Annotated in this window: 11 protein-coding genes; 10 read left to right on the forward strand and 1 reads right to left on the reverse strand. The window is 59.7% G+C overall.

Going from position 1 to position 11,414, the window contains the following annotated elements; genetic code table 11:
• Nucleotides 1-12: 12 nt before the first annotated feature.
• Nucleotides 13-1,134, reverse strand: a complete 1,122-nt coding sequence (locus PXJ20_RS15320) for an FAD:protein FMN transferase (protein WP_421031230.1) — start codon at nucleotides 1,132-1,134, stop codon at nucleotides 13-15.
• Between the two features lie 388 nt (nucleotides 1,135-1,522).
• On the opposite strand from PXJ20_RS15320, the gene nosZ reads away from it, so the two are divergent.
• The 10 genes from nosZ (at nucleotide 1,523) to PXJ20_RS15370 (ending at nucleotide 11,327) form a co-directional block, all read left to right on the forward strand.
• Nucleotides 1,523-3,505 carry a TAT-dependent nitrous-oxide reductase gene (gene nosZ / locus PXJ20_RS15325; protein ID WP_421031229.1) on the forward strand — a complete coding sequence of 661 codons (1,983 nt, stop codon included), beginning with the start codon at nucleotides 1,523-1,525 and terminating at the stop codon, nucleotides 3,503-3,505.
• 108 nt (nucleotides 3,506-3,613) lie between these two features.
• Entirely contained in the window at nucleotides 3,614-4,870 is a 1,257-nt protein-coding gene (locus PXJ20_RS15330) for a nitrous oxide reductase family maturation protein NosD (protein ID WP_421031228.1), read from the forward strand.
• Nucleotides 4,863-5,774, forward strand: coding sequence for an ABC transporter ATP-binding protein (locus PXJ20_RS15335; protein ID WP_421031227.1), 912 nt, complete (start codon nucleotides 4,863-4,865; stop codon nucleotides 5,772-5,774). Before PXJ20_RS15330 ends, PXJ20_RS15335 begins: the two co-directional genes overlap by 8 nt.
• A complete protein-coding gene (locus tag PXJ20_RS15340) occupies nucleotides 5,771-6,604 on the forward strand; it encodes an ABC transporter permease (RefSeq protein ID WP_126875893.1) in 834 nt (277 codons plus the stop codon). Before PXJ20_RS15335 ends, PXJ20_RS15340 begins: the two co-directional genes overlap by 4 nt.
• Nucleotides 6,601-7,128: a nitrous oxide reductase accessory protein NosL gene (locus PXJ20_RS15345; RefSeq protein ID WP_017773602.1), complete on the forward strand. Its 528-nt coding sequence runs from the start codon at nucleotides 6,601-6,603 to the stop codon at nucleotides 7,126-7,128. Before PXJ20_RS15340 ends, PXJ20_RS15345 begins: the two co-directional genes overlap by 4 nt.
• Nucleotides 7,129-7,138: 10 nt before the next feature.
• Entirely contained in the window at nucleotides 7,139-7,405 is a 267-nt protein-coding gene (locus PXJ20_RS15350) for a hypothetical protein (protein WP_017773603.1), read from the forward strand.
• 2 nt (nucleotides 7,406-7,407) lie between these two features.
• Nucleotides 7,408-7,806, forward strand: coding sequence for a hypothetical protein (locus PXJ20_RS15355; RefSeq protein WP_277599337.1), 399 nt, complete (start codon nucleotides 7,408-7,410; stop codon nucleotides 7,804-7,806).
• A gap of 22 nt (nucleotides 7,807-7,828) precedes the next feature.
• Nucleotides 7,829-8,308: a c-type cytochrome gene (locus PXJ20_RS15360; RefSeq protein ID WP_421031225.1), complete on the forward strand. Its 480-nt coding sequence runs from the start codon at nucleotides 7,829-7,831 to the stop codon at nucleotides 8,306-8,308.
• A 127-nt stretch (nucleotides 8,309-8,435) separates the two neighbouring features.
• Nucleotides 8,436-10,568, forward strand: a complete 2,133-nt coding sequence (locus tag PXJ20_RS15365; RefSeq protein ID WP_421031224.1) for a 4Fe-4S binding protein — start codon at nucleotides 8,436-8,438, stop codon at nucleotides 10,566-10,568.
• Between the two features lie 105 nt (nucleotides 10,569-10,673).
• Nucleotides 10,674-11,327, forward strand: a complete 654-nt coding sequence (locus PXJ20_RS15370) for a c-type cytochrome (RefSeq protein ID WP_421031223.1) — start codon at nucleotides 10,674-10,676, stop codon at nucleotides 11,325-11,327.
• Nucleotides 11,328-11,414: the final 87 nt, after the last annotated feature.

Consider the following 11,414-nt stretch of genomic DNA (forward strand, 5'->3'; position numbering starts at 1 on the left):
CCTTCCAGTGTTTCAATCCAGACGTGCCGGGCGCAGCGACGGATCAGTGAAATGCACGCGTTCCGCCATGGCCGGGGATGCGAAAACGTGTCCCTGTGTGTCGACCAGCAGGACGGCGTCCACTCCTGTCTTGCGCGCAAGCGACATCGCCGTCGTGGCTCCCGCTACAAACGGCGCCTTGCTTGCGCCATCGGACAACGCGCCCGCATGCGGGCCGGGCTTCACGAGGACGGTCACCGACTCGCTCTGTGTGGCTGGAAAGCCGCTGCGTGGGTCGATGATGTGGCAATAACGCACGCCGTCCGCCTTGTAGAAGCGCACGTAGTCGCCGCTGGTGCCTATTGCCTCACCGTTACGCAGTTCGAGCGTCGCAAGCGTTCCCGGTTTGCGCGGGTCCTGGATGCCAACCTGCCACGGCATGCCGCCCTTGCTGCCGAGCGCGAGCAGGTTGCCGCCAACGTCGATCAACGCGTTTTCGACGCCGCGTTGCTTCAGGATCACGGCGGCTTCGTCCAGCGACCAGCCTTTCGCATAGCCGCCAAGATCAATCGACACCGCGCGGTTCGCGCTGGTAACCACACCCGTGGGCGAGATCGCAAGGTCCGTTATATGGGCGCGCCGTGCGGCCTCTCGCTCCACCGCGTCGCGCGACGGTGGCACAACATCGAACTGGTCCGCCTGGAAGCCCCATAGCCGAATGAGCCGGCCGATGCCCGGGTCGAACAAACCCTGTGTCTCGAGCGAGAGTTGCCGTGCCGAACGCAGAATCTCCGCAAGTTCCGCCGATGCCTGGAACGGCTCACCTGCAGCGATGCTGTGGTTGAGCTGCATGACTTCCGACGGTTGCCATGCGTGCATTTCCCTATGCATTGCTTGAAAGTGTGCGAAAACCGCATCGGCATCCCGCTGAGCCTGATCGAGTAGCACGCCATAGAGCACTAATTGAACGCGAGTACCGAAGACGTAAGTTCCCTGGATATACAGTTCAGGCGTTCTGAGCGTAAGCCAAATCCCACCGGCAACAGCAATTGCGATGGATAGAAAGATCCAGATGACTCTTCGGGAATTGAACAATTTACAAACACTCTGAAGGGATTCACGGCTTGTGGCGCGGTCGCCAGGATGGTCTGACATCGAGTGGATTATTGTTTTTTCGAATATCCCTACACTTGATCTACATCAAGGACGCCAGACGGTCGCCCGCCCAGTGGGCTCCGCGCCCGATTGTCACATGTGCCACAAAAAAGATGCATCCCTAATACGTATTTTGAGATAGATCAAACCCGGTCGTTCGGTAGACCACCAAACTAGCCCCGTATAAAAGTTCCGCTAAATCACAGGAAATCTTAAATTCCTTTCAATTTTATTTATCTTGATTTTTAACCGCGTTGTCTTTTGGAGAGTCGAGGCACGGGAATAACCCTGTTCTGTTTGTGGATGTGTCTTGTCGTGCCGTAGTCGGGAGGCCTGCCTTTTCGGGTATGAAAACAAAGCCGCCGGGCAACCGGCGTTGAACGAATTAATGAGTGAGAATGTGATGACTTTTTCAAAAGGAAAATCTGAAGAAGCTGTAGTTCCGCAAGATTCGGGGCGTCGCAGGTTCCTCGCTTCTTCGGCGGTTGCGGGCCTCGCGGGCGCGAGTCTCTCGCTCGGTCTCGCCGGTTGCAACAAGAGCGGCGGCGGCACCGCTGCCGCCGCCACAGGTGGTGCAAGCGGCGCCGAAGGCGCGGGTTCCGCCACCGCCATCAACTGGGACAAGTACGAGGTGCATCCCGGCAAGCTCGACACGTACTACGCGTTTTCGAGCGGTGGCCACTCGGGCGATCTTCGGGTCCACGGGCTGCCGTCCGGGCGCGAGATCCGGCGTATCCCGGTGTACAACATCGACTGCATGTCGGGTTGGGGCATCACGAACGAGTCGCGCAAGATCATCGGCACGAGGCCGAACGGGCAACTCAACTACTTCAACGGCGACACGCACCACGTCCATATGTCGTACACGGATGGCGTGTATGACGGCAAGTACATCTTCGTGAACGACAAGATCAACGCGCGCGTTGCACGCGCACGTCTCGACACGATGGAGTGCGACGCGATCACGTCGTTGCCTAACGTGCAGGGTTTTCACGGCATTTTCCCGGACAAGCGCGACCCGCTCGACGAGAAGATCAACTACACGACGCGGGTGTTCTGCGGCAGCGAGTTCCACATTCCGCAGCCCAACGACGGTCGCGACCTGAACGACCCGAAGAAGTATTTTTGCCTGTTCACCTGCGTCGATGCGAAGACAATGCAGCCGCGCTGGCAGGTGAAGATTGACGGCAACCTCGATCTCGTGGCCACTTCGTACGACGGCAAGCTGGCCTGCTCGAATCAGTACAACACGGAAAACGGCGTCCACTACGAAGAGATGATGGCGGCCGAGCGTGATGCCTGCGTGTTCTTCAACATTGCGCGTATCGAGGAAGCGGTGAAGAACGGCAAGTTCTTCCACATCGGCAACTCGCAGGTTCCCGTTGTAGACGGCACGCACGTGGCCAACGCAGATCCGAAGACTGCGCTCACCTGCTATGTGCCTGTACCGAAGAACCCGCACGGCGTGAATGTCTCGCCGGACGGCAAGTATTACGCGTGCTCCGGCAAGCTGTCGCCAACCGCAACGCTGATCTCGCACGAGCTGGTGCTCAAGTGGTTCGACGGCGGTTTGAAGGAACCGCGGGACACGGTTGTTGCCGAGCCCGAGATTGGGCTAGGACCGTTGCATTCGGGTTTCGACGGCAAGGGTTTTTGCTACACGACGCTCTTCCTCGACAGCCAGATCGTGAAGTGGGACCTGGACGCAGCAATGAGGTCGTACAAAGGCGACAAGAATGCGAAGGTCGTGGTCGACCGCATCGACGTGCATTACCAGCCGGGGCACGGCTTCACTTCGATGGGCGAGACGCGGGAACCCGATGGTCAATACTTCATTTCGGACAACAAGTTTTCCAAGGATCGGTATCTTCCGGTCGGCCCGCTTCACCCGGACAGCTCGCAGCTGATCGACATCAGCGGCGAGAAAATGCAACTGGTGGGGGATCACCCGCTCTACCCGGAGCCGCATGACTCCATCATGGTTCGACGCGACATTATCAAGACGCGGCAGATCTATGATCTGAACGAGTTCCCGCATGCGGTGAAGAGTCCGAAGGAAAACCGTGTCGAACGTCAGGGCCGCAAGGTCACGGTGTATCTGACTTCTCAGGCGCCGACGTTCGGTCTGCGTGAATGGACGGTGAAGAAGGGCGATGAGGTCACGATCATCCTGACGAATCTGGACAAGGTCGAGGACCTGACGCACGGCTTTGCTATCCCGTTCTACAACATCAGCTTCGTCGTCCATCCGCAGCAGACCCAGTCCGTCACGTTCGTCGCCGACAAGCCCGGGGTGTTCTGGTGCTACTGCACCAACTTCTGTCACGCGTTGCACCTCGAAATGCGCTCTCGAATGCTCGTGCAGGCGTAGCGTCAATACATGTGCCGGTAGTGGAAAGCGAGGCAGGGGGAATTTCCCCTGCCTCGCGATGACGGGCGCGCGTGCAAATCGAATAACCTCTGTGGTTGGTTGGCCAGAATGCCGAAGTTCTCACTCGCTGCGATGTCTGTGTTTGCGACGCTGCTCGCGCAGACCGTCGCGGCTGCCACGCTGGCCGTTCATCCCGGCGAGCGAATCGGCGCAGCCATCGAAGCAGCACAGGCGGGGGACACGATCGTTGTGTACGGGGGGCACTACGGGGAGAACCTGAGGATAACGAAGCGCATCACGCTGCAAGGAGTAGGTCGGCCCATGATCGATGGACACAATGCGGGCGATGTCATTCGCGTTGCCGCGCCGGACGTGAGAATTACCGGCCTTGCCATCGTGAACAGCGGAGCCAATCTCACCGCGCAGAACGCCGGCGTTTACGTGCAACCCGGTTCGGACAGAACCGAAATCGACCACTGCGAACTCGTCTACAACCTGTTCGGGCTCTGGATCGAGAAATCGGCAGACGTGCATGTGGAGGACAACCTGGTTGTGGGCAAGCGCGACTTGCGCTCGCCGGACCGCGGCAACGGCATCCAGCTTTACAACACAACCGGCGCGCAGATCGTGGGCAACACCATCAGCTATTCGCGCGATGGCATCTACGTCGATGTCTCGCATCACGCGCTTTTCAAGGGCAACACGATTCACGACGTTCGATACGGTACGCACTACATGAATTCGTACTACAACGTGTGGGACGGTAACGACGTCTACCACAATCGCGGCGGTCTCGCGATCATGGAAGCGCGTAACCAGGTCGTGAAGAACAACAAGGTGTGGGGCAACACCGATCACGGAATCATGCTTCGCACCGTGCAGGATTCGGTGGTCGAGAACAACGTTGTGGCTGGCAACCAGCGCGGATTTTTCATCTACGACGCCGAATACAACACGATCCGCCGCAATCTCGTCGTGGACAACGCGATCGGCGTGCATCTGTGGGGCGGCTCGGTTCACAACAACGTGACCGGCAACGACTTCATCCAGAACCGCGAGCAGATTCGCTACGTGGCCGCGAACGACGTGTCGTGGCCTGGCAACTACTGGAGCGACTACTTCGGCTGGGACCGGCGCGGGCGCGGCGTCGGCGATATCCCCTATACGGCGAGCGATCTTGTCGACCGGCTGACCTGGCGTGTCCCGGCGGTGAAGGTGTTGATGAACAGCCCGGCCGTGCAATCGCTGCGCTTGATTGCCCAGCAGTTCCCGCTGATGGCGGTGCCGAGCGTTGTCGATGACAGACCGCGGATGCAGCCGTTGCACGCCGCCTGGGTGAAGTGGATGGGGAAGCAGCATGATTGAACTCACTGGCGTCGCCAAATCTTTCGGCGCGTTGCGCGCGGTCGACGGTGTCGATCTGAAGATTCAGAAGGGCGAGTTGTTTGGCCTCATCGGCCGCAACGGCGCGGGCAAGAGCACGTTGTTCCAGCTCATGCTGGGGCTTGTCTCGCCCGATGCCGGCCGCGTTCAGGTTGACGGTGAACTCGTTGGCGGTCCGCGGTTTCAAGCCGTACGGCGAAAACTCGGCTATTTGCCGGAGAACGTCGTGCTTTACGACAACCTCACCGGGCTCGAGACGCTGCACTTCTTCGCACGACTGAAGGGCGTCAAAACAGCGGCATGCAACGCGCTTCTCGATCAGGTGGGATTGAGCCACGCTGCAGCCGCCCGCAAGGTGCGCGAGTACTCGAAAGGAATGAGGCAGCGGCTAGGCTTTGCACAGGCATTGCTCGGCAACCCGTCACTTCTGTTTCTCGATGAACCGACGAATGGTCTGGACCCCGAAGGCATTCGCGAGTTCTATCGAATCCTGAAGACCCGGCAGCAGGCTGGAACCACCATCGTCATCACGTCGCACATCCTCGCCGAAATCCAGCAGCGCGTAGACCGCCTTGCGATTCTGCACAGCGGCAGCATTCAGGCGGTGGGCAGCGTGCAGACGCTGCGCGGCAAGACAAATCTGCCGCTGTCCATTGAGGTGCTCACGCATTCGGAGGACGTTGGCCCGCTACAGGCCGCGTTGAACCGGGCGCCGTTCGGAAAACTGACTATCCGCGAGCGTCTCATCGCATTTCAATGTCCACGCGACGCGAAGATGGCTGCGATTGCGGCGCTGTCGCCGTTGTCCGATCGGATCGCCGACCTGCAAATCCAGGAGCCGTCTCTCGAAGACGTGTTCCTCGGCTATACGGGAGCAAGCGCATGAGCGTATTCAGCCGTTCCCACTGGGCACAAATTGGCGTGATCGCCGGCAAGGAGTTCCACGACCGCATTCGTAGCCGCTGGGTGCTTGCCGTGTCGCTTGTTTTTGCGGCGTTCACGCTTGCCACCTCGTATTTCGGCGCAGCCGCACAAGGCTCAATCGGCTTTCATGGCATCGAGCCGCTGATCGCGAGCCTGGTCAGTCTCACCATCTACCTGTTGCCGTTGATCGCGCTGATTCTCGGTTTCGATGCACTCGTAGGCGAGCGTGAGCGCGGCACGCTGAATCTGTTGCTCTCGTATCCCATCAATCGTGTTCAGTTGCTGCTCGGCAAGTATGCGGGTCTCGCGGCGGCGCTGACCTGCGCCACGCTTGCAGGCTTCGGGCTGGCCGGCATCGTGATCGCCGTACGCGCGCCTGCGGCCGACTGGTATCAGTACGCCGGCTTCGTCATTAGCGCCGTGCTGCTCGGCTGGGTGTTCCTGAGCCTCGCGGTGTCCGCGTCGGTATTTTGCGCAAGCCGTACTTCGGCGAGCGGTGTCGCCATTGGCTTGTGGTTCTTCTTCGTGCTCGTCTACGACTTGCTGCTGCTCGGCGCATTGGTCGCAACGGGCGGTGCCGTACTCGGCCCGCTGTTTCCGCTGCTGCTGATGCTCAATCCCGCGGACATCTTCCGCATCCTGAACATATTCGGGCCGGCTGACCTGCACACGATGTACGGCCTCGTCAGCGTGTTTCCCGCGTCGCTCGCAGAGCCGCTTCTTCTCGGTCCGGTGATGCTCGCGTGGATCGCGGCGCCGCTCGGCCTTGCCGCATGGAGATTCAATCGATGAACTATCGCTTCTTCAAGACCACTATCGCGACGGCTATTGCAGTGCTCGCCATCGTGGTGACATCCGGATGCCAGAACGAATCGGCATCGTTGCCTCCGCCGCACGAGATTACCGACTCGACCGTGAGCGTGCTCGACGGCATGAGCCTGAAAGATTATCCCGGCCCGAAAGCGCAGATTCTCTACGCAGACGGACAAGCGGACTTCTTCTGCGACACGTTGGGGCTGTTCTCGGTTTATCTGCGCCCCGAGCACGACCGTAAGGTTCGCGCGATGTACGTGCAGGACATGGGAACAGCGGATTGGGAGCACCCCACCGGCCATTGGATTGACGCGAAGCAGGCGACCTACGTAATCGGTTCGAAAAAGCCTGGCGCGATGGGCCAGACCTTCGCGTCGTTCGCAAACAGGCGTGACGCCGAGCAATTCATGAAATCCGAGGGCGGGAAGCTGTATCGCTTCGATCAGGTCACGATCGACATGGCGACAACCGATGGCGGCGTGGTCAAAGACCACAACATGTGAGGGAGTAGAGATGACGCAATTTTTTCAGAACGTGCCTTCGGAAGCGGCGATGCAGATCGACGCGCTCAGTCGTGTGCTGTACGACCTGCGCGAAGACCGCAAGTTGATCCTCGCGCAGTACGGTGCGGACGACGAAGAAAATCTGCTCGCACTCATCGAGTCTGGCGATGTGGGAGAGCACCCGGCCTATGAACATTACCTTGGCGCAAAAACGCTTGCACATACGCGCGAAATCATTCGCGAACAGTTGCGCGAACTGCTCGCGACGGGAGTCTGACGATGCTGCACCTTGAATTGAAGGAACAAATCGAGGCGACGTTCGATGCGACACAGCTCGCGTCGATCACGCTATGCCGCGACGCGCTGGAGTTGCAACTGATCAACGGCGTCGATCTGACGCTGCGCTTTGCTGCGCCGCGCGAGTACGCGATGAACTGGCGCTGGGGCGAAGCTGCGATGCGCATCGACACCGCCCCACTGCACCGCACGCTCCGCACGTTCCCGAATCATCTGCATACGCCGGACGGCGACGCCGTCGACGATCCGGTCAGCCAGATCGATGCGGACCCGTGGCTCAACGTCCGTGTGCTGATCGAGCGGCTGCTCGCGCAACCGCTGCTCGGTTACGAACCATCGCTTGCCGATGTATTGCCGGCTGCGTCAGCTGACGCAGCTTGAAACCTGATTGAGGAGATAAGAGATGAAAGCTCGCAACCTGTTGATTGCTGGAATTGGATTTGCACTGACGCTCGGCCTGTCGGCTTGCGACAAGAGCGGCGCTGCTTCACAGGCCGCCGGCGCGGCACAAACATCGATTGCACCGGTGGCCTCCGTCACCGTGGTGGCCGCGGCAGCCCCTGCGACGGCGGCGCCTGCGACGGCAGCGGTGAATCCTGGTACGGCGACGGCGAGCGCCGATGCACCGAATCCCGCAGGGGAGAAGGTGTTCAAAAGCGTCTGTTTCATGTGCCACCAGACGGGCGCAGCGGGTGCGCCTGTTTTCGGCAACAAGGGTGACTGGGCGCCGCGCATTGCGAAAGGCAAACCCACGCTGTACAAGCACGCGCTTGAAGGGTTCACGGGCAATAACGGCACGATGCCTTCACGCGGCGGCAACCCGAGTCTGAAGGATGACGAAGTAAAGGCCGCAGTGGACTTCATGGTCTCCAAGGCGCAGTGACATGAGTGACGATGCTGTGCCGGCCGCGGTTCGCCGGCAGGCGCGGCGTCAGAAATCCGACCGGGCGACCTGCGGGACTTTCAGTTCCGGAAAAGCGGTGCCGCGCGGCCTTTTCAAAGCGACAAAAATGAAAGTATCGTTTTGGATCGTGGCATTGGTGCTGCTCTTCGCGGGCATGCCGCCGGCCTTCGCTTCTATCTACGAACAGGAGCTGCCGGATCAATTGTTCAGTCAACCCGAGATGTGCAAGTGGACCGACTGCGCGGGCGTACTGCCTGGCGCTACCGAGTTCTCTGCACGCAAGGGAAATCCGCCGTACGTCGAGGCCTACGCTAACGATGGCCACACGCGGGTGCTGAAAGGCTACGTGTTTCTGTCCACCGACATCGTCGATATTCAAGGCTACTCGGGTAAGCCCATCGTCACGCTGATCGGGATGGATACGAAAGGCGTGATTACGGGCGTCAGGGTACTCAAGCACAGCGAGCCCATCTTGCTGGTCGGTATTCCCGAGAGCAAGCTCCTCACATTTCTGCATCAATATGTGAGCCGGTTTGCTGGCGCGCGATTCGAGATCGGGCATAGCGATGCGGGCAGCACGAGCCTTGACGCCATTTCCGGGGCCACCGTGACGGCCATCGCGGAGAACCAGTTGATTTCGCGTTGCGCCGTTGCCGTCGCAAGCCAGGTCGGCATCGTGAAGGAAACCATTCTGCCGCAGGCGAGGTTGCTGCCGGCGGTCGCGCGTTACGGGTGGCAGGCGCTCGTCGACATGGGGGCTGTGCAGCATCTGGCCGTCCATGCGAGCGACGTCGGCGCCGCGGATACCGGTTCGCCCTACCTCGACCTGTACTACGGTTACCTGAATGCACCTGCCATCGGCAAGAGTATTCTGGGTGACTACGACTACGCGCAGTTGATGAGCCGGCTCAAATCCGCCGAACAGGCGCTCTTCGTCGTTGCAAACGGTACGGAGTCGTTCAAGGGATCGGGGTTCGTACGCGGTGGCATTTATGACCGTATCCAGGTGCGCCAGGGAATTAACGCGTTCACCTTCAAGGACTCCGATTATCTGAACCTGTACTCGTTGCAGGCCTCGGGTGCTCCGTCGTTCAATGAAACGGGCATCTTCATTGTGCGTAGCACGAAGTTCAGCGCGGCCTACCCGTGGAAGTTCGTATTCCTCGGTCATAAGATCGACAAGGAAACCGGCGCAAAGAACTTCTCGGCATTCAATTCGCCGTACTGGCTGCCGGCGCGCTTTCTTCAAGGCGGCCACCCGCATGTAGACGAGGAAACGCCCGCCTGGCAGAACGCCTGGCGCGCCAAGCGTCTGCAAATCGGCCTGTTCATCGGTTGGGCCGCAGCCGTCATGCTCTTCTTTGCCACGCGCGACCGCTGGGTACGCAAGGCGAAGCGTGCGGAAAAACGCTGGGTTTCGTGGCCCAAGACAGCAAGCTGGCTCATTGCCATTGGTTTCGCTGGATGGTACGAGCTGGCGCAACCGTCGATTACCCAGGTTCTCACATTCGTCCACTCGCTGTTCGGCGGCTGGAATCTGGGGCTCTTTCTTTCCGACCCGTTTATCTTCGTGTTCTGGATCGTGATTGCGGTCACGGTGTTCGTCTGGGGGCGCGGGCTCTTTTGCGGCTGGATGTGCCCGTTCGGCTCAATGTCGGAGTTGCTCTACAAGATCGCCCGGGCGACCGGCCTGAAGAGGCTGCAACGCAAGCTGCCCATGCGGCTGCACAACACGCTACGCAAGCTCAAGTACGTTGTGTTCGCCGTGCTGCTCGCCGTATCGTTTTTCTCTATGCCGTGGGCCGAAAAGCTCGCGGAGATCGAGCCGTTCAAGACGACTTTCCTTGTCGGCGTGATGAACCGTTCGTGGCCGTTCGTGCTGTTCTGGGCCATCGTCGTGGGTGCATCGATCTTCATCGAGCGGCCGTTCTGCAAATATCTGTGTCCGCTCGGTGCGAGCCTCGCACTGCCTGGTCGTTTGCGCTTCCTCAAGTTGCGTCGCAAGCCAGAATGCACGACGTGCCATGCGTGCGCGGCAGGCTGTGGATCGCAGGCTATCGACGATGCAGGGCGGATCGACCAGATGGAATGCATGCTGTGTCTGGACTGCATGGTGCTGTACTACGACGAGCACACATGCCCGCCGCTATCGAAAGAAAGAAAACGGCGCGAGAAGCAGGGGCTACCGTTGACGCCGGTCGGAAAAGACGGTCATTACATTCCGATCAAGCCGATCTGATCTGCCATCCTTAACGATTTCTTTGTGGATCCATTTTGCGCGGCGAGGCAGTAAGGGCCTCGTCGTGACTTGCTCAATCTATAACTCCCATGAAGCGGGGCGCGAATGAATCGAATGTGCAGGACTTGGGCAGTGTTTCAGTTGGCGGTTGTATTGTCGGGTTGGACTGTTTTGGGGCACGCGGCCGAACTCGAGAAGCCGGATGCCAATCGAGGCAAGGTCATCGTTACCCAGGTATGCGCGGCATGCCACGGCGCAGACGGTAACAGCGCGGTGGACACTTATCCGAAGCTCGCGGGACAGCACGCCGAATATCTCGCCAAACAACTCAAGGATTTCAAGGCGCGCGCCGATGCAGCGCAACCGGCCCGCAACAACGCGATCATGGCAGGCATGGCGGGTGCGCTGTCCGATCAGCAGATCGCGGACGTAACGGTGTATTTCGCATCGCAGACGCCGAAGCCCGGGTACGCGCATGACAGAGACGCCATTGCACTGGGGCAGAAGATCTATCGCGGCGGGATTGTCGAAAAGAGCGTGCCTGCATGTGCTGCCTGCCACGGGCCCAGTGGTCAGGGCATTCCCTCTCAGTTCCCGCGCCTCTCAGGGCAATGGGCGACCTACACGGCCAGTCAGTTGAACGCGTTCAGTCAGGGGCCGGGCGCGCGCGATAACAGCCCTACGATGCACGCCATCGCATCGCGTCTGTCGGATAACGAAATAAAAGCGGTTTCCGACTACATATCGGGGCTGCACTAAGGCGCCTGCATTAGCCGGGACTCGTCGCCCTGGAAGCGATTCAAGCAAAAATTCAATCTGGAAATGAGGAGTGTGATGCCAGTTCAC

This window comes from Paraburkholderia sp. A1RI_3L, assembly GCF_048957895.1.
Classification (GTDB): domain Bacteria; phylum Pseudomonadota; class Gammaproteobacteria; order Burkholderiales; family Burkholderiaceae; genus Paraburkholderia; species Paraburkholderia kururiensis.